Genomic DNA, 24,121 nt, shown 5'->3' with positions numbered 1-24,121 from the left:
TCAGGCAGGTAGCAGTTTTTCGAGACCGCCCATATAGGGCTTCAGGACCTCGGGCACGGTGACGGAGCCGTCTTCCTGCTGGTAGTTTTCCAGCACGGCCACCAGCGTGCGACCCACGGCGAGGCCGGAACCGTTCAGCGTGTGCACGAACTCGGTCTTCTTGCCGCCGTCTTCCGGACGATAGCGCGCGTTCATGCGCCGCGCCTGGAAATCGCCGCACCAGCTGATCGAGCTGATTTCGCGATAGGCGTCCTGGCCCGGCAGCCAGACCTCCAGGTCGAAGGTCTTGCGTGCGCCGAAGCCCATGTCGCCGGTGCACAGCAGCATCTTGCGATGCGGCAGTTCCAGCGCGTGGAGGATGCTTTCGGCGGATTCGACCATGTGGATATGCTCGTCGTGCGCGTCTTCCGGACGGCAAATCGAGACCAGCTCCACCTTTTCGAACTGGTGCTGGCGGATGAAGCCGCGGGTGTCCTTGCCCGCCGCGCCGGCCTCGCTGCGGAAGCAGGGGGTGAGGGCGGTCAGGCGGATGGGGGACGATAGATCGTCGATGATCTGTTCCCGCACGGAATTGGTCAGTGAGACCTCTGCCGTGGGGATCAGCCAGTGATCGTTGGCGCGGAACTGATCCTCGGCAAACTTGGGCAGCTGGCCGGTGCCGAACAGGGCCTCGTCGCGCACCAGCAGCGGCGGGTTGCACTCGGTGTAGCCGTTGTCGGCAGTCTGCTTGTCGAGCATGAACTGCGCCAGTGCGCGGTGCAGGCGCGCCATCTGGCCGCGCAGGAAGGTGAAGCGCGCGCCCGACATCCTGGCCGCCGTTTCGAACTCCATGCCGAGTGCGGGGCCCATGTCGGCGTGTTCCTTGGCTTCGAAATGGAAGGTGCGCGGGGTCGTCCAGCGGCTGACCTCGAGATTGTCGTTCTCGTCCTCGCCTTCCGGCACGCCTTCGGCGGGCAGGTTGGGAATAGAGGCGAGCAGGTCGTTCAACTCGGTGCCGAGCGCCTTCTCGCGCTCTTCCAGCGCGGGCATGGCCTGCTTGATTTCGGCGACTTCCGCCTTCAGCGCCTCGGCCTTGTCCTTGTCGCCCTGGCCCATGGCCTGGCCGATGGCTTTGGATGCCTCGTTGCGGCGGCTCTGCGCTTCCTGCAACTGCGTGGTAAGCGCGCGGCGCTGCTCGTCCAGTTCCAGGACGCGGGCGGACACGGGCTCCACCCCGCGCAGTGCCAGCGCGGTGTCGAAGCCTTCCGGATTCTCTCGGATCATTCGTAGATCATGCATGGTCGCGGCCTATGCCTTGGGGGCACGGGCATTGTCCAGCCAAAGAGCGGAAACGGGGGGCTTTGCGCTGGTCCGCTCAGTCCCTCAGCCACAGCTCGTGGCTGTCGATGCGGATCTGGGTGATTGCCCGTTGCGCTTCGGCCCGCGCGGCGACCTCGAGGCTGAAGGCGTCGTGAGTCATGCGCTCGGCAAACAGCAGGTCGGCAAGGTCGATCTCGCCCAGTTCGTGGCCGCGGCGCATCCGTGACAGGACCGCCATCTGTGCGCGCAGCCCTTCGCGGGCCCGCTGCCAGGATTCGATGCGGAATTGCGCCTGCGCCAGGTCTGCCGCGGCAGTCTCGTTCACCGCGAAGCGCGCCATCCGGGCATCGGCAATTGCGGCGCTGGCCTCGGCAGCGGCTTGGTCTGCAACCGCGCCGCGGCGGCTGCCGCCGAAAGGCATGGAGAACACCAGTCCCGCACCGGTCTCGGCCCCGCCACGTTCGGAAAAGACCCGGATACCGACCGAAGGATCGGCCACCCGGTCAAGCCGGGCGCGCTGCGCCGAAGCCTCGACCGCACGCGACTGGGCCTCGGCAGCGGCGATTTCGTGGCTGTTGGCGACGACCATGGCGGAATAGCGTTCGAGTTCGCCCTGGGCGATTTCGGGCACGGGAATCTCGGGGGCTTCGCTGGGTAGAGCCAGCGCGGGGAAATGGGTGGCAAGCCGGGTTCGGGCGAGGTTCGCCTCACCCACCGACTGGGCGGCGCGCACGCGGGCGGCCCCAAGCGCAGCCTCGGCCTGGTCGGCTTCCAGTGCGGCAGCGTCGCCAAGCTCCACCCGGCGCTGGACCGCGCGCAGGGCTGCCTCGAGATTGCTGACCGCCTGCTCGTCCACCTTCGCGGCGGCGGAGGCGGAGAGCCAGTCCCACCAGTGCTGCGCGAGGATGAGGGCGGCCTGGTGGCGCGTGTCCTCCGCCATGTTCTCCGCCGCGTCGACAAGGTGCACGCCGATCTCGCGGTCGAGCCGCGCCTTGCCGGGCAGGCGGATGCCACGCATCAAGTCGGCGTTGAACTCGTCGAAATCGCCTTCAAGCTCGATCGAACGGCGCGTGTAGCTGCCGGTCACGATGAAATCGTGCGGGCTGGCCGCACGCGCCTCGGCAGAGGAGCGCGCGGCGCCGACGCGCTGCTGTGCGGCTTCGACCGCCGGATAGGCATCGAGCGCGGCGGCCACCTGCGCTTCGTCCGGCAGGCCCGGCTCGGCGGCAAGCGGCATGGCAAGAGCAGCCAGCGGGAGCAGTGCGACGGCAAGCCTCATGCGAGGTCTCCTTCGGTCCATTCCTCTTCCGCGTGCTCGCCCGCGCTCTCGCCGAAACGCTCGTAGAGTATCGGCAGCAGGACGAGGGTCAGCAGTGTCGCGGAGACGAGGCCGCCGACCACCACGATCGCCAGCGGTTTCTGGATTTCCGAACCGGGGCCGGTGGCAAACAGCAATGGGACGAGGCCGAAGGCAGCGATGCTGGCGGTCATCAGTACAGGGCGCAGCCGGCGTTCCGCGCCCAGCCGTACGGCTTCGGCCAAGGGCACGCCCTCGCTGCGCAGCTGGCGGAAGTAGGACACCATCACCAGCCCGTTCAGCACCGCGATGCCGAACAGGGCGATGAAGCCGACCGATGCGGGAACCGAGAGGTATTCGCCCGACACGGCCAGCGCGACCATGCCGCCGACCATGGCGAAGGGGATGTTGAGCAGGATCAGGATCGAGGCCCGCAGCGAGCCGAGGGTGAAATAAAGGATGGCGAAGATCATCAGCACCGATACCGGCAGCACGATTCCCAGGCCCGCACTGGCACGCTGCTGGTTCTCGAACTGTCCTCCCCACTCCAGCCGGTAACCGGCGGGCAGGGTGACATTCTGTGCAATATCCGCGCGCGCCTCTTCGACATACCCGACCAGGTCGCGCCCGGTGACGAAGGCCTGCACCAGCGCGAAGCGGGAGCCGTTCTCGTGCTCCAGCTTCACCGGACCCTCGACAAGGTTGAAGTCGGCGACATCGCTGGCGCGCACGAACTGGCCCGACGGGGACTGGTAGACCTGGTCGGCAAAGGCCTGCGGCGTATCCGCCATGCGCCCTTCGCCGCGCACGAGGATGGGAATGCGGCGGTTGCCATCGGCCACCACGCCTGCCTGGACCCCTTCGACCTGCGCGCGCATCATGTCCTGCAGGTCGGTCACCGGCATGCCCAGCCGCCCGGCGGCCACGCGGTCGATATCGAGCTGCAGGTAGTCGACAGTGTCATTGGCGACGGTCATCGCCTCGCTGGTGCCCTCGATCGTTTCCAGCCGGGCCTGGATCTCGCCCGAGAGGCGCGAAAGCTCATCGAGATCGGGGCCGAACAGCTTGATCGCCAGGTCGCCGCGCGCACCGGTAAGCATTTCCGAGGTGCGCATATCGATCGGCTGGGTGAAGCTGGGCTCGATACCGGGGAAGCGGGCGGTCACTTCGCGCAGCTGGTCGACCAGCCAGTCCTTGTCGGACACGCGCCATTCGTCGCGAGGGGCCAGTTGCAGGAAGGCGTCGCTTTCGTTGAGGCCCATGGGATCGAGGCCGATCTCGTCGGAGCCGACACGGGAGATGATGGCCTCCACTTCGGGCACTTCCTCCATGATCGCGCGCTCGACGGCGAGATCGCCCTCGAGCGAGTGTTCGAGCGAGACGGAGGGCAGCTTGGCGAGCTGCATGACGACCGATCCTTCGTCCATCACCGGCAGGAAGGTCTTGCCGGTCACCGTGTAGGCGAGCGCTGTGACCGCCAGCGAAGCGCCGGCGATGCCAAACACCAGCTTCTGGCGGGCGAAGGCTCCCCCCAGCAGCACACGGTAGCGCGGGGCAATCCTGCGCATCAGCCACGGTTCGTGGTGCCCCTCCTTCACCTTCAGCAGGTAGTAGGCGATTACCGGAATCAGCGTGAGCGAGAGCAGCAGCGCTGACAGCAGGGCCAGCACGATGGTTAGGGCGACAGGCGAGAACAGCTTGCCTTCCAGCCCCTCCAGCGTGAGCAGCGGCAGGAACACCACGGCGATGATGGCCAGGCCCGAGGCGACCGGCTTGGACACTTCGGCGCTGGCGACAAGGATGTTGTAGGCCTTGCTGCTCTTCGCATGTTTCGGATCGGCCATGCGCTCGACCACGTTCTCGACCACCACTACGGCGCCATCGACCAGTATCCCGACCGCGATGGCCAGGCCGCCAAGGCTCATCAGGTTGGCTGTCAGGCCGATTGCCCGCATGAAGATGAAGGTCAGCAACGCGGCCATGGGCAGTGCCAGCGCGACGATTACCGAGGCGCGGAAATCGCCGAGGAACAGCAGCAGGAGCAGCACCACCAGCACCGTGGCTTCGAGCAGCGCGCTCTCCACCGTGCCCACGGCGCGGGTGATGAGGTCGGAACGGTCGTAGAAGACGTTGACCGCCATGCCGTCGGGCAGGCTCGGTGCGATCTCCTCCAGCCTTTGCTCGACTCCGGCAACGACCTGCGATGCATCCGCACCGCGCAGGCCGATCACCAGGCCCTGCACCGCTTCGCCTTCGCCGTCCTTGGTGACGGCGCCATAGCGAGTGAGGCTGCCGGTGCGGATTTCGGCGACATCGCTCAGGCGGACGACCGCCCCGCCGTTGGCCCGCACGACCGTGTTCGCGAGGTCGTCCAGCGTCCGGATCGCGCCGGTGGTGCGCACGATCAGGGCTTCCTCGCCCGTGGTCAACCGCCCGGCACCATCGTTGCGGTTGCCGCTTTCGGTGGCCTCGGCAATGTCGGCGGTGGAGAGACCCACGGCGGCCAGCGCGGAATTGTCGGGCGCGACTTCGAAGGTTTCGACATAGCCGCCCAGCGCATTCACGTCGGCGACACCCGGTACGGTGCGCAGCGCGGGACGGATGATCCAGTCCAGCACGCGGCGCTTCTCGGCCAGGTCCTGCGGCCCCTCCAGCGTGAACATGTACATGTCCGACAGCGGGGTGGAGATCGGCGCCATGCCGCCTTCGACTGTGCCGGGAAGGTCTGCCATCACCGCGCCAAGCCGTTCGGAGACCTGCTGGCGCGCCCAGTAGATATCTGTCCCGTCCTCGAAATCGATGGTGATGTCAGCGATCGCGTACTTGGCCACCGAGCGCAGCACGGTCTGGTCCGGGATGCCGAGCATTTCCATTTCGATGGGGGTGATGACGCGGCTTTCGACCTCTTCCGGGGTCATCCCGGGCGCGCGCAGGATGATTTTCACCTGGGTGGAGCTGATGTCGGGAAAGGCATCGATCGGCAGCCGGGCGAAGGACCATGCGCCGAACCCTGCCAGGATCAGCGCCAGTGCGATCACCGCGAGCCGGAGCGACAGGGCCTTTTCGATCAGGGCGCGCAGCATGGTCCGGCCCTATTCCGCCGAAGCGGCCTTCAGTTCGGTTATCGAGCTGGTGGCAACGACCTCGCCGGCGGCCAGTCCTTCGGAGATCACCGCTCGCCCACCGGCATTGGCGACCACCTGCACCGGGCGCGGAGTAAAGTCTCCATCCTCGCGGACGAAGACATGATCTTCGCCGCCGATGCGGGTCACGGCGGCGGCCGGGACGGAGACGCCTTCGCCGCCGCTCGAACCGCTGATGACCACCATCACGTTCTGTCCCGGCACCAGTCCGGGGGCCGCGCCAATGGTGGCCGTGGCCATGACCGACCGGCTTTGCGGTTCGATGGAGGGGGCCACGGTGAGGATTTGGCCGCCCACGGGAGTGACCTGCCCGTCGCTTCCGGGAAGCTGGACTTCCACGCCCATGCCCGGGCGAACCTGCCGCGCGAGCCGTTCGGGCAACTGCAATTCGATGCGCAAGGGACCGGCGGCCTCGATCACGAAGGGCGCTTCCATGCCGTCCACGCCGGCACCGGTCTCCACGCCGACATGTGCCACGCGCCCCGCAATCGGCGCGCGCAAGGTCATCGTGCCGTCGGCTCCGGCGCCTGACATGGATGCCAGTCGCTGGGTTTCGGCCAAGGTGGCGCGCGCTTGTTGGAGCCGCGCTTCGGCCTCCTGCGCGCGGGCCTCGGCGACGATGCCTTCCTCTGCCAGCTGGCGAACCCTGCTGGCCTGCGCATGGGCCAGTTCGACCTCGCTTGCGGCGCGGCTCAGGTCACCACGGATCGAGATCGGTTCCGCCGCCCGCACCAGCGCCAGCGGGGCGCCGCGCGCCACCGCCTGGCCTTCGATAACGTAGACGCGGACTGCAGCGCCCGGGAACGGTGGCGTCACCGCGACGCGGGCTTCCGGCGGCAGGACGATACGGCCGGGCACGCTACCCAGCGGGATACCGCTTGCCGCCTCGGCCGTGGCGGTATCGATCGCTAGGGCAATTTCCCGGGTTCCAGCCTCGCCATCCTGCGGGGTGTCGGACGAGGGGGTTTCCGAACAGGCGGCGAGGCTGGACAGGAGCAACCCGGGCAGGAGCAGCCCGGGCAGCAGGGGTTTCGAAAGGCGGCGTTTCATACCCGGACAATGCCGCGCGAAACTGACAAGAACTTGTCAGCATGGCAGCTTCTTGTCAGTTTCATCTTTCATGCAGGTGTGCATGACTCCTGCACTTGCGAAAGGCTGCCGATGCGCGTCCTGCTGGTAGAAGACGACCCGCTGCTGGGCGCCCGACTGGGCGACCGCCTGCGCGGTGTCGGCTATGCGGTGGACCTTGCCACCAGTCGCGCCGAGGGGGAGGACTGGCCCGACCTCGACAGCATGGCGGCGGTCATCCTCGACCTGGGGCTGCCCGATGGCGACGGGCTGGAACTGCTGCGGCAATGGCGTGCGCGCGGTGTCGATTGCCCGATCCTGATCCTGACTGCCCGCGGCAGCTGGCAGGACAAGGTCGAAGGACTCAATTGCGGAGCGGACGACTTCGTCGTGAAACCGGTGCGGTTTGAGGAATTGCAGGCGCGGCTGAATGCGTTGTTCCGCCGTCAGATGGGCAAGCGCGACAGTGTCCTGCGCGCGGGCAAGCTGCAGCTCGATCCGATCGGTCGCACGGTGGAGGACGATGGCGAGCCGCTGTCGCTCAGCCGCCGGGAATTCGGGCTGCTGCATCTCTTCATGCGCCGTGCCGGACAGGTGTTGTCGCAGGCGCAAATCCTGGAAGACCTCTACGACCTGGATACCGAGCGCGAGCTCAACACAGTCGAAGTCCTGGTGGGTCGCCTGCGTCGCAAGATCGGCAGGGATCGCATCACCACGCTGCGCGGCATGGGGTATCGGTTCGAATGAACGCTGACGTCACCACCGCGTCCGGCAGCCTGCGGCTCCGGTTCATCTTCGCGATCACCGTCTGGGTGGCGCTTGGCATCGGCGGTATCTGGTTCACCGCGACGCGGGTGTTCGCCACGCATATCGAGGAGATGTATCACGAGGAGCTGGAAGTGCATGTGCGCGAACTGGCGCGCCTCACTCAGATCGATGATTCCGGGGCACCCCGCTTGTCGCGCCCGCTTTCCGACCCGCGCTACGAAGTGCCGCTGTCAGGTTTCTACTGGCAGGTGAGCGTTCCGAACCAGCCGGTGCTCAAGTCGGCCAGCATGACGCGCGGTTCGCTGGATGAGAGTGTCGCCCATTCGCCCAATGTCGCACATGAGATCGAGGATGGCCCGACCGGCCCGACGATCACCTACGGCATGATCATGCATACGCCTGAGGGAGATGAGGTGCATGTCGTCATCGCGACGGACCAGAGCGAACTGGACGAAGACATCGCCTCCTTCAATCGCGACCTCACCGCCTGGCTGACCAGCCTCGCCCTGCTGCTGCTGCTGACAGGTGCCGCGATCATCTCCTTCGGCTTGCGTCCCCTGACGCGGCTCGGACGAGCCATCGCCCGCGTCCGCAATGCGCGCGCCGAACGGCTGGAGGGGAGTTATCCATCGGAAATCGCCCCGCTGGTGACCGACCTCAACGCCTATATCCGCAGCAATGCCGACATTGTCTCGCGCGCCAGGGTGCAGGCGGGCAACCTTGCCCATTCGCTGCGCACGCCGCTGGCGGTGATTACCGATGAAGCCGAGCGCTTGAGCGAGCGCGAGCATTGCGAGGACAGCGGGAAGGTGCTGCTGCAGCAAGCGGAGGCGATGCAGAACCAGATTGATTACCAGCTGGCCCGCACGCGTTCTGCCGCCGGCGCGCGCGCGCCGGGCAACCGGGCGAAGCTGCCGGAACTGGTCGAACCAATCCTGAAGGCCATGCGGCGGCTGCATCCGAACACCGTCTTCCGCTCCGAAGTACCTCGCGATCCGGTCGTGCTGGCGGTAGATCCGATCGGCCTGGCGGAGCTGCTGTCCATCCTGCTCGACAACGCCGGCAAGTGGGCGCGCGGCGAGGTTCGACTTGCGGTAGCGCGGGTCGGCGAAGCGGAGGTGAGGATCACTGTCAGCGACGATGGCCCGGGCATGACCGAGGAGCAGATTGCGCACGCCTGCGACATCGGCTCTCGCTTCGACAGCATGGTTCCCGGTTCGGGGCTGGGCCTGGCGATCGCGCGGGAAATCTGCGCCGACAATGGCAGCGAGCTGGAGTTCAGCTCGACTTCCGCCGGGCTATCGGTTTCCGCGGTATTCAAGGCAGTCTGATTGCGGGGTTAGTCGTCCCCGAACTCGGCGAGGAATTCGAGGTATTCGCGCTCGCGCACTTCCAGTCCGCGGCCATTGCGTTCCACAATCCCTTGATCTTCCCATTCGGCAAGCAGCCGGTTGACGTTTTCCCGCGCCAGACCGGCGAAAGCGCCAAGGTCACCCTGGCTGGGATTGTGGCGGAGCTTGCCGTTCTCGCGGTCTTCCGGATCGAGCAGGCGGACCATGGCGCGGGCGAGGCGCGGAGCCATAGAAAAGGCGCGGTCGCTCTCCACCACCCGGTTGAGCTGGCGCAGACGGCTGGCCATGGCGCGCAGCAGGCCAATCATCGACGCCGGGTTCGTTAGCGCCACCTGTTCGAACGCGGGTGCCGGGATGACCAGCACCGAACTGGGCTCGGCAGCGCTGACCGATGCGGTGCGCGGCCCGCTGTCGAGCAGGGTGATTTCGCCGACCACGTCGCCGGGGCTGCAATAGTTGAGGATGATCTCGCGGCCGTTCACGCTGACCATCGAGATTTTCAAGCTACCCGACAGCAGGACCACCGCAAAGTCGCCAACATCGTCGCCCTGCGAGATGATCACTTCGCCACGTTTCAGGTCGCGCCGGTTGGAGGATCGCAGCAGCTCTTCAAGCTGGGCCGGCTCAAGCGCGCGGAGCAGCGAGTCCGGAGCCACTTGCTCGATCAGGTTGTCGCGTTCGGTCATCACCCGGCCTCCTGTTGGGAAGGGCTAGTCCGGCGGAAGTCGCGGGACAATCGCCGTCCATCCCTGCGGAGTTACCCTTAACAGCAAATTTTCCGCGATGAGTGATGTGCGTCACAGACTGCCTGCAAATCGTGCCGTAGCTAGAGGTCATCGAGACCTGCAGCGGGGGCTGGGCCGCAACAGGGGGCGACCACCAGCCCCAGTTCGAGGGGTGGAGCCGAAGCGGCCCAAACCACGCGGCAGGTCTCGAACCAGTTTCCGAAGCGACCCTGCGACGGACGACCCTCGTTCGTTGCCACCTGGCCCCTGCAGCTGTCTGCGGGGGTCTTTTGTCTGTGCGCTGGGATGATTGCCGGGATCTGCGGGAAATGGTGGGCGCGGCAAGGATTGAACTTGCGACCCCACCCGTGTGAAGGGTGTGCTCTACCACTGAGCTACGCGCCCGCCGATTCTTGGCAGGGGCGGGCCTTTACGGGTTTCGGCGCGCCCTGACAAGCACCTCAATTGCCAAGCAGGCGTCCTGCCACTTCCAACCACGAGCGAGAGGGCGAGCTTGCGCCCCGCGAACGGTGCGTCGCGGGCATGGCCGTGCACTCCAGGCAGCGCGCCTGCACGCCTTCGACGGCCATCAGCCGGTCGAAATCATCCAGTACGCGGTGCAGCTGCGCCATCTGCTGCCCGGCGAAGATACCGGCAACATCGCGCGCTTCCTCCTGCGCATCGCTGCCGCCCAGCAGCAGTTGCGCCAGCAGCGTGTCGTACTTCGGTGCATCGGAGCCGAGGTAGCGGACCTGGTATTCGCCCTCTTCCAGTTCCGCCCGTTCGGCGGCCCAGGCGATGGCGGCGTCAAGGTCGCCAAACTGGTCCACCAGGCCAAGCTGCCGCGCGGCGCCGCCATCCCAGACGCGGCCCTGGCCAAGCTCGTCCGCGCGTTCCATCGAAATCCCGCGGGCTTCGGAAACCAGCGTCAGGAAGCGGGTGTAGAAGCTGGCGGTGGTAGCCTGCAGCACGGCATCGGCTTCGGGCGTGAAACCGGCCAGCACGTCCGGCTGGCCGGACAGGGCCGTCGCCTGCACGCCGTCGGTGGTGACGCCGTATTCGGCCAGCAACTGTTCGAAACTGGGCACGACCAGGAACACGCCAATGGAACCGGTCAGCGTTTCCGGCTCGGCAAAGATGCGCTGCGCGGGAGTGGCGATCCAGTAACCGCCGCTGGCGGCGTAATTGCCCATGGAAACGGCAATCGGGATGCCGGCATCGCGATGGCGCAGAATGGCGCGGCGAATCGTCTCGGAGCCGGTCACCGTGCCGCCAGGCGAATTCACCCGCACCACCAGCGCGTCCAGATCATCATCGAGGGCCTCGTCGAGCAGGCGGGCGATGCGGGCGGCGCCGGCAGAGCCGGGTCCGGCCTCGCCATCGCTGATTTCGCCATCCACCGTGACCACGGCGATGCGGCCCTTGTTGCCGAACGATACGCCCTGCCGCACTTCGGCCAGCCAGGGATCGTAGAGGGTGGAGGCAAAGGCGCCCGGCTCGTCGGACCATTCATCGGCGCCCACTTCGGTGGCGATGCGCTCACCCCATTCGACGCGGGTGCCCACGCGGTCTGCCAGACCGGCGGCGAGCGAGGCTTCGGCGATATTGCCGTTGGATGCGGCCAGCCAGCCGGCAACATCGGTGGTCACCAGTTCGATATCGGCCTGCGGACGCGCGGCGCGGACGTTGGCGCGCCATTCCTGCCACAGCGTGGCGACCAGTTGCGACAGGTTCTCGCGCGCTTCGGGCGACATGCCGCGATCGGTCCACTGCTCCACCGCGCTCTTGTAGGTGCCCACGCGGTAGACATTGGCGGTGACGTTGAAGCGGTCCAGCGCCCCGGCGAAATAGAGGCTTTCGCCGCCTGGCCCGGTGATGGCCACGCCGCCCATCGGGTCCACCCAGATCTCGTCGGAATGCGCTGCCAGCAGCATGGCGTCGTCGCCATAGGCATAGGCATAGGTGTAGATCGGCTTGCCTGCGGCGGAGAAGCGATCGAGCGCGCCGGCGATTTCCGACATGTGCACCGCGCCCCCGCCGAGGAAGCCGGTAAGGTCGAGCGCCAACACCTCGATGCGAGCGTCGGCGGCGGCGGCGTCGATGGCGCGGACAAGGTCGCGTGCGGCATATTCGCGCACCGGCACGGTCTGTGAAATCAAGGCCTGTAGCGGGTCGATCGGGGCAACCTCTTCCACCACCTGGCCGTTGATATCCAGCAGCAGCGCCCCTTCGCGCACGAAGCCGGGGTTCGGCCGCGCGCTGAGCACCGCGAACAGCGCGGTGAAGAACAGCAGCAGGAAAATCAGCGCGAGACCGTCCTTGATGCCGACCAGCAAGCGCCAGACCTTGCGTGCGAAACTCATGCGAACCCCTGTGAAAATGGCGAGACTTGCGTTCTATTTAGGTACTCCCGCGGGGCTGCGCCAGACATAAGCCTTGAGCGGGCGACATCCCTCGACTAAGGGCGTGGCTTTAATGACATCGTCGACCGAAACCTCTGCCAGCCACCGCTTTCCCGCGGGCGGCCGCGCTTTTCCGCATCGTGACCTGATCGCCATCGGCGCGCTCGAGCGGCACGAGATCCTCTACCTGCTGGCGGAGGCCGAGCAGTACGTCGCCTTCAACCGCCAGGCCAGCAAGCATACCGACAAGCTGGCCGGGCTGACGATCATCAACGCCTTCTTCGAAAACTCCACCCGCACGCTGCTGTCGTTCGAGATTGCCGGCAAGCGGCTGGGCGCGGACGTGGTCAACATGCACGCGGCGCAGTCGAGCGTTAAGAAGGGCGAGACGCTGATCGACACGGCGGTCACGCTCAATGCCATGAAGCCCGACGCCATCGTCATCCGCCATGGCAGCAGCGGCGCCGTGGGCCTGATCGCGGGCAAGGTGGATTGCCCGGTGCTCAATGCCGGCGATGGCCAGCACGAACATCCGACGCAGGCGCTGCTGGATGCACTGGCGCTGCGCAACGCGTTGCGCGATCGGGGTTACACTTCGGAGGACTTCACCGGGCTGACGGTGACGATCTGCGGTGACATCCTGCACAGCCGCGTGGCGCGCTCGAATATCCTCTGCCTACAGGCGCTCGGTGCCTCTGTGCGCCTTTGTGCACCCCCTTCGCTGATGCCCGCCGGGATCGAGCGGATGGGCGCGCAGGTGTTCCACGACTTCGAGGCTGCGCTGGACGGGGCCGACGTGGTGATGATGCTGCGCCTGCAGAACGAACGGATGGACGGGCAGTACATCCCGTCTCCGCGCGAATATCGCCACCTCTACGGCCTGACGCTGGAGCGGCTGGCGCTGGCCAGGCCCGACGCGCTGGTGATGCATCCCGGGCCGATGAACCGCGGGGTGGAAATCGACAGCAACGTGGCCGATCTCGTCGACCGCTCGATCATCACCTCGCAGGTGGAAATGGGCGTGGCCATGCGCATGGCCTGCCTCGACGTGCTGACGCGAAAGCGCCGCGGCGTCAGCGGCTGGGGTGAAGGAGAGTGGGTATGAAGCAGCTCAATCCCCTGTCCATCACCGGAGGCACGCTGGTCACGCCAGAGGGCTTGAAAGAGGCAGTGCTGCATTGCCAGGACGGCGTGATCGTCGATGGCGTTGACGCTGGCGAAACGGTCGACGCCAGGGGCAAGCTGGTGGTGCCCGGTATCGTCGACCTCGGCGTGTTCGAAATCGACAAGCCGGCCTTCCATTTCGGCGGCATCACCCGCGCTGCGCTGATGCCCGACCAGTCACCGCCGCTGGATCACCCCGCGCGCGTGCGTTTCCTTGCCCAGAGCGGCAAGCCGGACCTGTGGGTCCACCCGCTTGCCGCCGCCACCCAAGGGCTTGCCGGAGACCAGCTGGCCGAAATCGCGCTGATGCGCGATGCCGGGGCACGGGCGATTGCCACGGGGCGCAAGTGGATAGGCAACAGCGGCGTGATGCTGCGGCTGCTGCAATATGCCGCCATGCTCGACATGGTGGTGGTCACTCACGCGGAAGATGCCGGGATCGCCGGCAATGCGGCCGCCACGGCGGGCGAGATGGCGACGCGCCTCGGCCTGCCCAGCGCGCCCAAGGAAGCCGAGACGCTGGCGCTGGCGCGCGACATCGCACTGGCCGAGATGACCGGCGCGCGCATCCATGCGCGGCAGGTGACGACGCGGGCAGGGCTGGACCTGGTTCGCGCCGCCAAGTCGCGCGGCGTCGCCATCACGGCGGGCGTCACCCCGGCGCACTTCATGCTCTCCGACCTGTCGCTGGGCGACTATCGCACTTTCCACCGCCTCTCCCCGCCGCTGCGCGAGGAAGACGATCGGCAGGCGGTGGTCGAAGCCATCGGCGACGGCACGATCGGTGTTATTTCCAGCGGCCACGATCCGCGCGGGCCGGAGGACAAGAACCTGCCCTTCGCCGACGCCGCTCCGGGCATGGCAGGGGCCGAGACGCTGCTTCCCATGACGCTCACGCTGGTGCGCGACGGGGTGATCGACATACCCCGCGCCTTCGACCTGCTGGCGCGCAACCCGGCACGGCTGCTGGGCGCGGAAGCCGGGGAACTGGCGACGGGCAATGAAGCCGACATCGCCCTGCTTGACCCGGAAGCACCGTGGGTAGTCGACAGCCGCGAAATGGCGGCAGCTGCTGGCAATACGCCGTTCGACCGCCAGCCGGTGCAGGGCAGGGTGACGGCGTTGTGGAAGGGCGGGGTGTCCATTGAGCTTTGATTTCTCAGGCAAGCGGGTGCTGGTCACCGGCGCCGCCTCCGGTATTGGCGCCGCCGCCGCTCAGGCGCTGGCAGATGCCGGGGCAGAGCACCTCGTGCTCGTCGACCTTGACAAAGACCGGATGCGCGCTCTCGACCTCGACTGCGAGGTTTCGCACTTCGCTGGCGACGTGGCTGACGAGGCGCTGTGGCAGCGGATCGAGGAAGCTGGCGGCAAGCTCGACGCGGCATTCCTCAATGCCGGTATCGCGGGTACTGCCGCGCCCGTCGCCAAGATGGATTTCGCTGCCTGGCGCAAGGTGATGGCGGTCAATATCGACGGCCTGTTCCTCTCGCTGCGCACGGCCATGCGGCAGGCGGGGGAGGGTGCCTCGATCGTGCTCACCGCTTCTGTCGCGGGCGTGAAGGCGGAACCGGGCATCGGCCCCTACGGCGCGTCCAAGGCCGGGGTGATCCACCTCGCCAAGATTGCCGCCAAGGAAGGCGCGCCGCGCAAGATCCGCGTCAACGCCATCGCACCGGGCGGAGTCGACACCGCGATCTGGGACGGCATGCCGTTTTTCGAGGACCTGGTGGCTAAACACCAGGGCGACCGCGCCGGGGCGCTGGCCGCCATGGCCGAGGGGATGACCCCGCTGGGCCGCTTCGAAAGCGCGGAAGAAATCGCCCAGCAGGTGCTGTTCCTGCTATCCGACGCATCGGGCACCATCACCGGCACCACGCTGGTCACCGACGGCGGCTATTCGCTCTAGCGGCAAAAAAAGACCCCTCCCCGCACGAAGCGGAGAGGGGTTTCCCAGTTGGTCTTCGAAGGAGAAACCTTAGCGGCGGGCGAACATCGTCCCGCCACGGTCGACAGCGCCGGGCAGCGGGCTGCTGGCAGCCCAGGTGATGCAGCCTTCGCCGGCGCTCGAGCTGTTCACACTGCGGCACATCGAGCGGCTGGAAGCCACGTCGAAACCGGCAGCCGACACGCGCCAGTAGCGCTTGCCGCGTACCACCGCCTCGGTGATGACCATCTCGTGATTGGCCAGTTCCGGGTGACGGCTGACGTAGATGCCCCAGGCGCGGCGAGCGCCCTGTTCGCTGGAGAAGCTGCCAAGCTGCACCAGGTGGGTGCCATCGGCGGCCGCAGCGCTGGCGACCGGGGTCGTCGAGCGTGCCGTGGCAGCGCGCGGAGCCGGACGCGGCGAAGGCTGACGCGCTTCGGCGGCAGCACCGTGGCGAACCGGTGTAGACTGCACGACAGGGTTGCTGACGAAGCGCACCGTATCAGTGGTGACGGCGGCCATCGAGGCACCCGAAGGCGCTTCGGTGGCGAAAGCCTCGGCGAAATTGGTCGGCGGCGTTCCTTCGCGCTCGGCGTAGGTGTCGAGGCCGATGTCCGGCGAGTCGACAGACGGCAGTTCGCTGCCGCTGGCAGGAACGCTGGCGACGGCAACCTCGGTTTCCGCCGCGGCATAGCCGCTGGCTTCGGCAGCAAGCTGCTCGTCGCGCGGATGATTGGCGAGGGCGAGATGCATCGGCTGGCCGGCATCGCGCACGCCTGCGGGCACACCCAGCAGGCCGGCAACGCGGCGCTGGTAGGCCTCGGCATGGGTCAGCTGCGCCCACTGCTGCATGCGCGCACCGACCTGGTCGGCAGGCACGTCCTGCGCCACCATCTGGCGGGCTTCGCGCCAGCGGCCGGCGACGGCGTAGGCATAGGCAAGGTTCTGACGCGTCTTGACCGTGTTGTTGCCCGAACGGATGGCGTTGGTCAGCACGTGGATGCCGCGTTCCGGCTCACCGGCCAGCGCAAAGGCCAGGCCAAGGTCGGCTGCGGCGATTTCGCCTTCCCAGTCGTTGAGGACCGAGGCGGCTTCGGCGAAACGGCCTTCACCGGTCAGCGCCAGGGCATAGCTGAGCGCGGCGCGCGGGCTGTTGTCGCCCAGCGCCATGGCGTCGGCAAAGCTGGTCGAGGCGGAGGCGAAGCGACCTTCCTCGAGATAGGAATTGCCCAGCATGGCGCGATAGCCGGCATTGCGCGGATCTGCGGCAACTGCGGCCTCGGCGTGCTGGATCGCCTCGCTGGACTGACCGCTGTCCATGGCGCGCTGCGCATCGGCAGCGGCAACCTCGGCGCGCGGTGCGGCGGTGCTGGTGCACCCGGTCAGCATGACGGCGGCCATCGCGGTCGTCAGGCCGAGTCCGATCATCGGGTTGCGCCGGGTTTTCGAGCTGTGGTGCTTGGCGGTCATCGGAAAGTCCCCCTTCAGGCCTGGCTTTTCTTGCCCGCGAGATGTGCGGCGATGGAATCGAGTTCGGGAATGTCTTCGAGAAACTTGTCGAGCGCGGCGGTCACCAGTTCCTGCGCGCTGCATTCCTGCATCGTGCTGGCGAGGCGCAGCTTCATGTGACGCTCGCTGTCCAGACGCAGGGTGAAGGCCGCGCGGCGACCCCTTTCGGCTGCCTTGCGGCGCGCCGGGGTGCTGGCCGCCTTGCGCTGGACCGGGCTTTTCGTGGCCGTCTTGGTGCGGGTCACAGGCAACTGGACAACATGGTTGTCATTGCCGTGGGTTTCGACTTGGTCGTCACCCATGTCATCCCATCCAAGGTCCGACTGGCTGGCGGCGAGGTTGTCGAAATCATCGCCAAGTTCGGCGACGCGATCGTCGGGCGTCAGCTGCGCGCGCATGGCCGGCTTGGCCGTGCCCTTGCGCGCCAGCAGCATCGGTCCGAGCGATGCAAACGGGTTGGTCTCGGTCATGGCGTTGCCCATTACTGGGCTACCCGACGACCGAAGTTGCTGGCGGCGGGACGATGCGCGCCGTTGACCGCGGCAGCCTTGCCCGGAGCGGCAAAGACGGTGCGGCGGAAGTTCTTCTCGAGCCGGTCGGCAATGTAGTGCCAGAGCGCGACGACTTCCTGCGCGCTGCGGCCTTCGGGCTCGATTTCCATGACCGTGCGGCCATCGATCATCGAGGCCGCGAAATCGGTGCGGTGGTGAATGGTGATCGGGGCGACGGTGCCGTGCTGCGACAGCGCGACGGCGGCTTCCGAAGTGATTTTGGCCTTGGGCGTGGCGGCGTTGACCACGAAGATCAGCGGCTTGCCGGCGCGTTCGCACAGGTCGACCGTGGCGCCAACGGCACGCAGGTCGTGCGGGCTGGGACGGGTCGGGACGACCATCAGCTCGGCGACCGAGATTACGCTCTGGATTGCCATGGTGATGGCGGGCGGCGTGTCGATCACGGCCAGCTTGAAGCCCTGTTGCCGCAAGATCGCCAGGTCATTTGCCAGGCGCGCCACGGTGGTCTGGGCGAAAGCGGGATATTCCGCCTCTCGCTCGTTCCACCAGTCGGCGAGCGAACCCTGCGGGTCGATATCGATCAGGACGACTGGGCCAGCGCCGGCCCGCTGGGCCTGCACGGCCAGGTGACCGGACAAAGTGGTCTTGCCAGATCCACCCTTCTGCGATGCCAATGCCAATACGCGCAAGGCGATTCCCCCTTGAGTCAATTGACCCGTACAAGTCGTTCCACGGGCCTTCGCGTAATGGCTTCGCAGGATACCGTTTATTTTGAGTTAATTTGCAGAGCGGGGGTGGAGACTTTTTCGTCGCAGCCACTGCCACTTGCGACGATTGCCGGGCGGGCTCCTTATATCGGCGCGAGGATTTCCGACGGGCGATAAACGCTTTGCTAACGGCCTGTTTACTATGGCAGGCCCAATCGAAAGTTCAGGGGACGCGAGACCTGCCATGTCCGAATGCAAGCGAACCGTAGCGAACAAGGCCCTGCTGGCGCTGGCCGCACTTGCCCTTGCCACGCCGCTCTCCGCCGGTGTGCGCGATGGCGTCGATGCCTGGGCGCGTGGCGACTATGCCGCCGCCGTGGCTGAATGGCAGGGGCCGGCGGAAGCGGGTGACCCCGATGCCATGTTCAACCTGGGCCAGGCCTACCGTCTTGGTCGCGGGGTACCGACCGACCTGGTCCGGGCGGAGCAGCTGTACCTGGCTGCCGCGCAGGCGGGCCATGTGCAGGCTGCCGATACCTATGGCCTGATGCTGTTCCAGGATGGCCGCCGCGAGGAAGCGCTGCCCTATGTGCAGTCCGCCGCCAATCGCGGCGATCCGCGCGCGCAGTACCTGCTGGGCGTCGCTCATTTCAACGGCGACCTGGTGGAGCGCGACTGGGTGCGTGCCTATGCCTTGCTGACGCTGGCCAACGGTTCCGGCTTGCCGCAAGCAGCCCCCGCCATCGCGCAGATGGACGAGCATATTCCGCTGGAGCAGCGCCAGAGCGGGGCGGCGATGGCCCTCCAGCTGGAGCAGCAGGCGACCGAAGCCCGCTCGGTGGAACTCGCCGCCGCCGATCTCGGCGCGCAGGCGGCCCCGGCTGCCAGCGTACCGTCCCCGCGGCCCATGCCTCAGCAAGTGGAGTCCCCGTCCGTGCAGTCGCCTGCCGTGCCGCGCCCGATTCCAAGCGTCGAAGTTTCCCCGTCGGTTGCCGCTGCCCGCGATGCGGTGGAGCAGGCCGGCGAGGCTACCGGCACCGAAGACCCGGCAATGGCCGGGGCCAGCTACGCACCAGGTGCAACGCAGGTCGCGGCTGCGCCTCCCGCCGCTTCGCCACGCCCCGCCGCCGTCCAGCCGCCGCAGCCAGCAGAGGTGGCGCGCGCGCCTTCGCCGCGTCCGGCGCCTGCACCGGTGCCACAGGCGGCAACTCCGGCTCCGCAATCCGCCAGCGGGCCGTGGCGGGTGCAGTTGGGCGCGTTCGGCGTGCCGGGCAATGCAGAGCGCATGTGGGACCGCGTGGCGAACCGTCCGGAAGTGGCCGGGCGCGAGCGGATGCTGGTGCCCACGGGCCGCGTGACGCGCGTTCTGGCGGGCGGTTATGCCACCCGCGCCGAGGCGACAGCGGCCTGCTCCAGCCTGCAGCGCGCCGGCTTCGATTGCCTCGTCACGCGCAATTGAGCTGACCGCTTTCCAAGCAAGTCATTGCTGTCCATAAGGCTTCCCGGGACGCACCGGGGGTAACCAGCATGACTGACCTACAAGCCACGCCTGACGCAGAGCCGGAGGCGCTGGCTCCGGCCACAACTGGTGAGCGCATTTCCAGTCTCGACTTCATTCGCGGGTTCGCCGTGCTGGGCATCCTTGCCGCCAATATCGTCGCCTTCGGTCAGCCGTGGAGCGCCTATTCGTGGCCCAGTGCATTCCTGTCCGGGCACGATGCGACGGCAGACTGGCTGTGGGTGGTGCAGTTCGTGCTGGTCGACGGCAAGATGCGCGGCCTGTTCTCGCTGTTGTTCGGGGCGGGCATGGCCTTGTTCATGGAGCGCGCGTGGGACCGCGGATCGTCGCGCTGGTTGCAGGTGCGGCGGCTGGCGTGGTTGCTGCTGTTCGGCCTGGTCCACTACTTTTTCATCTGGCGCGGCGACATTCTTACGCTTTACGCCTGCGCCGGCATGGTGGGCGTGCTGTTCCTGCGCATGACGGCAGGCAAGCTGCTGACGCTGGGGCTGATCGGATACGTGGTGGGGGCGCTGATCTATGCGCTGGCCATCGGCTCTGCCTATTTCATCGCCGAAACCTTCGCTGGCGAGGGCGAAGAGATGTCGGAAGCGCGCGGCTCCATCGCCGAGGCGAAGCAGGCGTCGCTGGAAGACGATCGCGCCGAAATCCCGATCATGACGGAAGGCAGCTACGCCGATTACGTCAGCCACAATTTCTCCGAGCATGGCGGCGATCCGATCGATGCCGTTATCCTGATGGTGTTCGAGACTCTGCCGCTGATGCTGATCGGCATGGCCTTCTACCGCTACGGCTGGTTCAGCCCGGGCGGCTCCACCGGCAAGCGAAGGGCGTGGGGCTGGGGCCTGCTGCTGTTCGGCGGCGTGCTGAACCTGGCGATGGCGCTGTGGGTGCGGGAAGGCGGCTATACCTATTGGGGCACCCTGTCGGCGATGATGGCCTTTGCCACCCTGCCGCGGCTGCCCATGATCATCGGGCTGGCACTGCTGCTGGCGATCTATGGCAACAATGCGAGCGGCTGGCTGGCGGAGCGGCTTTCGGCCGCCGGCCGCGCGGCCTTCACCAACTATATCGGCACCTCGGTGCTGATGATGCTGATCTTTCACCCCTGGGCCGGCGGGCTGTGGGGTGAACTGACGCGTCCGGAGCTCTACCTCGTCGTGGCGCTGGGCTGGGCGGTGATGCTGGCCTGGTCTCGTCCGTGGCTGGCGAAGTATCGCTACGGCCCGCTCGAATGGTTGTGGCGCTGCCTCACCTACTGGAAGCTGTTTCCCCTCCGCAGGTGATTTTGAGAATTATTCGCAAGACACTTGCTATTGCAACCCATTCGCAGTAATTTCGCAGGCGAAAGAGAGAATCGCCCCGCATGTACACCTGCGTCTGCAATGCCATCCGTGAATGCGAACTGCGCCAGGCCGCGCGGCAGCACGATGGTTGTGCGGAAACGGTCTATGCCAAGCTCGGCAAGCGACCGAACTGCGGCCATTGTCTCGACGAGGCGGAAGAGCTGATCGCGGAAGAGCGCGCAGCCCTGCCGCAGCCGCTCGAAGCGGCCTGATTTTCCTATCCTGATACGCATTCGCATTAGCGCAGATTTCTGCGGTTTTTCGCATGTTTCCGGCCCGGTTTCGCTTGCCAAATGCGCGCCCGCGCGAGCAAGAATGCATCACGCACACGAGCCGGGAGACATCACATGAAGGGTGACGAGAAGGTCATCGAATTCCTCAACAAGGCGCTCACCAACGAGCTGACCGCGATCAACCAGTACTGGCTGCATTATCGCGTGCTGGACGACTGGGGCGTGCACAAGCTGGCTGAATACGAACGCCACGAGTCGATCGACGAGATGAAGCACGCCGACCAGCTGGCGGAGCGCATCCTGTTCCTCAACGGCCTCCCCAACTTCCAGGCCATGCACAAGCTGAAGGTGGGTGAGACGGTGGAGGAGATCCTCAAGGCCGACCTGGCGATGGAGAACGAAGCCATCCCGCTGCTGCGCGATGCCATCGAACACTGCGAGAGCGTGCGCGACTATGTCAGCCGCGACCTGTTCGCCAGCATCCTCTCGAGCGAGGAAGAGCACGTCGACTTCCTCGAGACGCAGTTCGACATGATCGAGCGCATGGGCCTGCAGAACTACGTGCAGCTGAACAGCAATCCTGCCGGAGACGGCGAGGAGGGCTAGCCTTCCTCGCTTCCGCTATCCTCGCCTGCCTGCCGCTCGATAATCTCGCGGCTGCGCAGGCGGCGCTCGCGCGCGTTGGCGGTGGCGAGACGGGTTTCCATCAGGAATAGCGTCAGCGCGGCGAACACCTGCGCCATGGTGGCGATCCACGCCAGCGCGACCACGCTGCCGATCTGCGGACGGATGAAGGCGGAGACGAACAGCGCGGCGATCACCAGGCAGATGGTCAGCGCGGCGGAAGTGGTGAGGTTGACCGCCCACTGCGCATAGCTCTGCCGCTGGCGCAGGGCCGGCAGTTCCTCGCCCTCGCGACCGGCGCTGCCCTTGATCAGGCGCCGCTCGATCTGGTCGATCCGGTCGATCAGCCAGCCCAATCGGGTGTTCATCACGTTCAGCACCGCACCGATCGCGGCCAGCAGGAATACCGGTGCCAGGCTGAGCTGGACGATGTTCTGCACCCGCAGCGTGCTCGACGTGCGTTCGATCAGGTCGCCGGCAATGGAAAGCGTATCGAGCATGGCTGCTCCCTAGTCGCGACCCTGCCCGCCGCTGAACTTGCCGCCGCCACCCTTGTTTGAATCATAGGGATTCTTCGGTGACTTGAGCGTCAGCCGCACGGGCACGGCGCCGAAGCCCAGTTGCTTGCGGATGCCGTTGAGCAGGTAGCGTTCGTAGCTGGCCGGCAGGTCGTCCAGCCGCGTGCCGAAAATGACAAAGCGCGGCGGGCGCGTGCCGACCTGGGTGATGTAGCGCAGCTTGATCCGCCGGCCGCCCGGCGCGGGCGGCGGGTTGGCAGCCAGCGCATCGTCGAACCAGCGGTTGAGCGCAGCCGTCGGGACGCGGCGGCTCCAGTCGTCGCGCAGCTTGAAGGCGGCGGCCAGCATCTGGTCGAGGCCCTTGCCGGTCATGGCGGAGACCGCGAACAGCGGCACGCCGCGCAGCTGGGCGAGACCTTCTTCGAGCGCGGCGCGAATGCCGTTGAACAGCGCAGAGGGGTCCTCGGCAATGTCCCACTTGTTGATCGCGATCATCAGTGCCCGGCCTTCCTCGAGCACCTGGTTGGCGATCTTGAGGTCCTGCACTTCAAGCCCGCGCGTCGCATCCAGCAGCAAGACCACGACTTCGGCGTAGTCCACGGCGCGCAAGCCATCGGCGACCGAGAGCTTCTCCAGCTTGTCGACCACCTTGGCGCGCTTGCGCATGCCGGCGGTGTCGATCAGCTTGATGATCCGCTCTTCGCCCGATTCCGGATCGGTCCAGCGCCAGTCGACGGCGATGGAATCGCGGGTGATCCCCGCTTCCGGGCCGGTCAGCAGGCGGTCTTCCTGCAACAGGCGGTTGATCAGCGTGGACTTGCCGGCGTTCGGGCGCCCGACGATGGCGAGGCTGAGCGGAGCCGTGGGGTCGATCTCGACCAGCTCCTCGCCTGCTTCGGCAGCCTCCGCGGCGCGCTTGGCGGCTTCGTCAGCGGCGATGGCGGCTTCGGCCTCGGCTTCCAGTTCCAGCTGTTCGGCCTTCTCGCCGATCAGCGGGATCAGGGCGGAATAGAGATCGGCAATGCCTTCGCCATGCTCGGCGCTGATCGGCACAGGGTCGCCCAGGCCCAGCGAATAGCTTTCGAGGATGCCCGCCTCGCCCGCGCTGCCTTCCGACTTGTTGGCGACGAGGACGACAGGCACTTCCTGCTCGCGCAGCCACTGGCCGATTTCCTCGTCCAGCGGGGTCAGCCCGGCGCGCGCGTCGATCACGAACAGCGCTGCGTCTGCGCCCTTCAGCGAAACCTGCGTCTGTGCGCGCATTCGGCCGGGGAGGGAGGCATCGTCCTCGTTCTCCCAGCCGGCGGTGTCGACCGCTTCGAACTCCAGCCCCAGCAGGCCGGCTTCGCCCATGCGCCGGTCACGCGTGACGCCCGGCTGGTCATCGACCAGCGCCAGCCGCTTGCCAACCAGGCGGTTGAACATGGTCGACTTGCCGACATTGGGGCGGCCAATGATGACCACCTGGGGGAGCTTGCGCGGTTTCATGCGGCGCAGGTGGCGCTTTGCAGGGTGCTTGGCAAGGGTGACCTCACCGCAAACCTACCAGCTGCCGATATTCCCCATGCTCGCCCAGGGCTCCTGCGGCTCGAGATGACCGTCCTGCAGCAGTTCCACGGAGATGCCGTCGGGGGAGCGGACGAAGGCCATGTGGCCATCGCGCGGGGGGCGATTGATGGTGACGCCGGCGTCCATCAGGCGCTGGCAGGTCTCGTAGATATTCTCCACCCGGTAGGCGAGGTGGCCGAAGTTGCGACCGCCGGTGTATTCCTCCGGTGCGCTGCCGTCTTCGGGCGGCCAGTTATAGGTCAGTTCCACCTCGGCAACGTCCTTCTGGCCCGGCGCGGCAAGGAAGACGAGCGTGAAGCGCCCGGCCTCGACATCCTTCCGCTTTACTTCCTCCAGCCCGATCAGCTTGAAGAAGTCGATCGTGGCATCGAGATCGCTCACCCGGATCATCGTGTGCAGGTATTTGACCATCAGTCAGGAACTCCATTCGTCGCTATTCAAA

21 protein-coding genes and 1 tRNA gene are annotated in these 24,121 nt (G+C 66.7%); 9 read left to right on the top strand and 13 right to left on the bottom strand.

Annotation, left to right across the window (positions count from 1 at the left end):
* The 4 genes from serS to OZN62_RS06330 all read right to left on the bottom strand — a co-directional run bounded on the left by serS (position 1) and on the right by OZN62_RS06330 (position 6,789).
* Positions 1-1,278, bottom strand: coding sequence for a serine--tRNA ligase (gene serS / locus OZN62_RS06345; protein WP_269101962.1), 1,278 nt, complete (start codon positions 1,276-1,278; stop codon positions 1-3).
* A 76-nt stretch (positions 1,279-1,354) separates the two neighbouring features.
* Positions 1,355-2,578, bottom strand: a complete 1,224-nt coding sequence (locus OZN62_RS06340; protein ID WP_269101960.1) for a TolC family protein — start codon at positions 2,576-2,578, stop codon at positions 1,355-1,357.
* Positions 2,575-5,679 (bottom strand): efflux RND transporter permease subunit, encoded by a 3,105-nt coding sequence (locus OZN62_RS06335; RefSeq protein ID WP_269101959.1) that lies wholly within the window; start codon positions 5,677-5,679, stop codon positions 2,575-2,577. Before OZN62_RS06335 ends, OZN62_RS06340 begins: the two co-directional genes overlap by 4 nt.
* A 9-nt stretch (positions 5,680-5,688) precedes the next feature.
* A complete protein-coding gene (locus OZN62_RS06330; protein WP_269101958.1) occupies positions 5,689-6,789 on the bottom strand; it encodes an efflux RND transporter periplasmic adaptor subunit in 1,101 nt (366 codons plus the stop codon).
* Between the two features lie 111 nt (positions 6,790-6,900).
* Here OZN62_RS06330 and OZN62_RS06325 point away from each other — a divergent pair, with 111 nt between their 5' ends.
* Complete coding sequence (locus OZN62_RS06325) at positions 6,901-7,554, top strand: response regulator (RefSeq protein ID WP_269101957.1); 654 nt, start codon at positions 6,901-6,903, stop codon at positions 7,552-7,554.
* Positions 7,551-8,906 carry a sensor histidine kinase gene (locus tag OZN62_RS06320; RefSeq protein ID WP_269101956.1) on the top strand — a complete coding sequence of 452 codons (1,356 nt, stop codon included), beginning with the start codon at positions 7,551-7,553 and terminating at the stop codon, positions 8,904-8,906. Before OZN62_RS06325 ends, OZN62_RS06320 begins: the two co-directional genes overlap by 4 nt.
* Before the next feature lie 8 nt (positions 8,907-8,914).
* Here OZN62_RS06320 and OZN62_RS06315 read toward each other — a convergent pair whose 3' ends face one another.
* From OZN62_RS06315 to sppA, 3 genes are all read right to left on the bottom strand, one after another.
* Entirely contained in the window at positions 8,915-9,613 is a 699-nt protein-coding gene (locus tag OZN62_RS06315; RefSeq protein WP_269101955.1) for a Crp/Fnr family transcriptional regulator, read from the bottom strand.
* 369 nt (positions 9,614-9,982) lie between these two features.
* Positions 9,983-10,057, bottom strand: a tRNA-Val gene (locus OZN62_RS06310).
* A 56-nt stretch (positions 10,058-10,113) separates the two neighbouring features.
* On the bottom strand, positions 10,114-12,015 hold the full coding sequence (sppA, locus tag OZN62_RS06305; protein ID WP_269101954.1) for a signal peptide peptidase SppA: 1,902 nt from the start codon (positions 12,013-12,015) through the stop codon (positions 10,114-10,116).
* A 112-nt stretch (positions 12,016-12,127) separates the two neighbouring features.
* Here sppA and OZN62_RS06300 point away from each other — a divergent pair, with 112 nt between their 5' ends.
* From OZN62_RS06300 to OZN62_RS06290, 3 genes are read left to right on the top strand one after another with little or no spacing between them, the layout of a single operon-like run.
* The gene (locus tag OZN62_RS06300) at positions 12,128-13,159 is read left to right on the top strand and encodes an aspartate carbamoyltransferase catalytic subunit (protein ID WP_269101953.1); all 1,032 of its coding nucleotides are present in this window, start codon (positions 12,128-12,130) and stop codon (positions 13,157-13,159) included.
* Entirely contained in the window at positions 13,156-14,373 is a 1,218-nt protein-coding gene (locus OZN62_RS06295) for a dihydroorotase (protein ID WP_269101952.1), read from the top strand. The genes OZN62_RS06300 and OZN62_RS06295 overlap by 4 nt, the downstream gene beginning before the upstream one ends.
* The gene (locus OZN62_RS06290) at positions 14,363-15,124 is read left to right on the top strand and encodes an SDR family NAD(P)-dependent oxidoreductase (protein ID WP_269101951.1); all 762 of its coding nucleotides are present in this window, start codon (positions 14,363-14,365) and stop codon (positions 15,122-15,124) included. Before OZN62_RS06295 ends, OZN62_RS06290 begins: the two co-directional genes overlap by 11 nt.
* Positions 15,125-15,193: 69 nt before the next feature.
* Here OZN62_RS06290 and OZN62_RS06285 read toward each other — a convergent pair whose 3' ends face one another.
* The 3 genes from OZN62_RS06285 to OZN62_RS06275 are packed head-to-tail and all read right to left on the bottom strand — an operon-like array spanning position 15,194 to position 17,852.
* Positions 15,194-16,612, bottom strand: a complete 1,419-nt coding sequence (locus OZN62_RS06285; protein ID WP_269101949.1) for an SPOR domain-containing protein — start codon at positions 16,610-16,612, stop codon at positions 15,194-15,196.
* A gap of 14 nt (positions 16,613-16,626) precedes the next feature.
* Positions 16,627-17,121, bottom strand: a complete 495-nt coding sequence (locus tag OZN62_RS06280; protein WP_269101948.1) for a hypothetical protein — start codon at positions 17,119-17,121, stop codon at positions 16,627-16,629.
* 11 nt (positions 17,122-17,132) lie between these two features.
* Positions 17,133-17,852 carry a ParA family protein gene (locus OZN62_RS06275; RefSeq protein ID WP_269102119.1) on the bottom strand — a complete coding sequence of 240 codons (720 nt, stop codon included), beginning with the start codon at positions 17,850-17,852 and terminating at the stop codon, positions 17,133-17,135.
* 262 nt (positions 17,853-18,114) lie between these two features.
* On the opposite strand from OZN62_RS06275, the gene OZN62_RS06270 reads away from it, so the two are divergent.
* From OZN62_RS06270 to bfr, 4 genes are all read left to right on the top strand, one after another.
* Positions 18,115-19,329, top strand: a complete 1,215-nt coding sequence (locus OZN62_RS06270) for an SPOR domain-containing protein (protein ID WP_269101946.1) — start codon at positions 18,115-18,117, stop codon at positions 19,327-19,329.
* A 68-nt stretch (positions 19,330-19,397) separates the two neighbouring features.
* A complete protein-coding gene (locus tag OZN62_RS06265; protein WP_269101943.1) occupies positions 19,398-20,675 on the top strand; it encodes a DUF418 domain-containing protein in 1,278 nt (425 codons plus the stop codon).
* Positions 20,676-20,755: 80 nt separating this feature from the next.
* Positions 20,756-20,947 (top strand): (2Fe-2S)-binding protein, encoded by a 192-nt coding sequence (locus OZN62_RS06260; RefSeq protein WP_269101942.1) that lies wholly within the window; start codon positions 20,756-20,758, stop codon positions 20,945-20,947.
* A 135-nt stretch (positions 20,948-21,082) separates the two neighbouring features.
* Entirely contained in the window at positions 21,083-21,574 is a 492-nt protein-coding gene (bfr, locus tag OZN62_RS06255; RefSeq protein WP_269101941.1) for a bacterioferritin, read from the top strand.
* Here bfr and OZN62_RS06250 read toward each other — a convergent pair.
* From OZN62_RS06250 to OZN62_RS06240, 3 genes are read right to left on the bottom strand one after another with little or no spacing between them, the layout of a single operon-like run.
* Positions 21,571-22,092 carry a DUF2721 domain-containing protein gene (locus OZN62_RS06250; RefSeq protein WP_269101940.1) on the bottom strand — a complete coding sequence of 174 codons (522 nt, stop codon included), beginning with the start codon at positions 22,090-22,092 and terminating at the stop codon, positions 21,571-21,573. The two genes, bfr and OZN62_RS06250, sit on opposite strands and share 4 nt — an antisense overlap.
* A 9-nt stretch (positions 22,093-22,101) precedes the next feature.
* Complete coding sequence (gene der / locus OZN62_RS06245) at positions 22,102-23,598, bottom strand: ribosome biogenesis GTPase Der (protein WP_269101939.1); 1,497 nt, start codon at positions 23,596-23,598, stop codon at positions 22,102-22,104.
* Between the two features lie 54 nt (positions 23,599-23,652).
* Complete coding sequence (locus OZN62_RS06240) at positions 23,653-24,090, bottom strand: VOC family protein (protein WP_269101937.1); 438 nt, start codon at positions 24,088-24,090, stop codon at positions 23,653-23,655.
* Positions 24,091-24,121 lie beyond the last annotated feature (31 nt).

Source organism: Aurantiacibacter sp. MUD11, assembly GCF_026967575.1.
Lineage (GTDB): Bacteria > Pseudomonadota > Alphaproteobacteria > Sphingomonadales > Sphingomonadaceae > Alteraurantiacibacter.
Note: the sequence above shows the minus strand (reverse complement) of the source record. Positions and strands in the feature narration are given on the sequence as shown.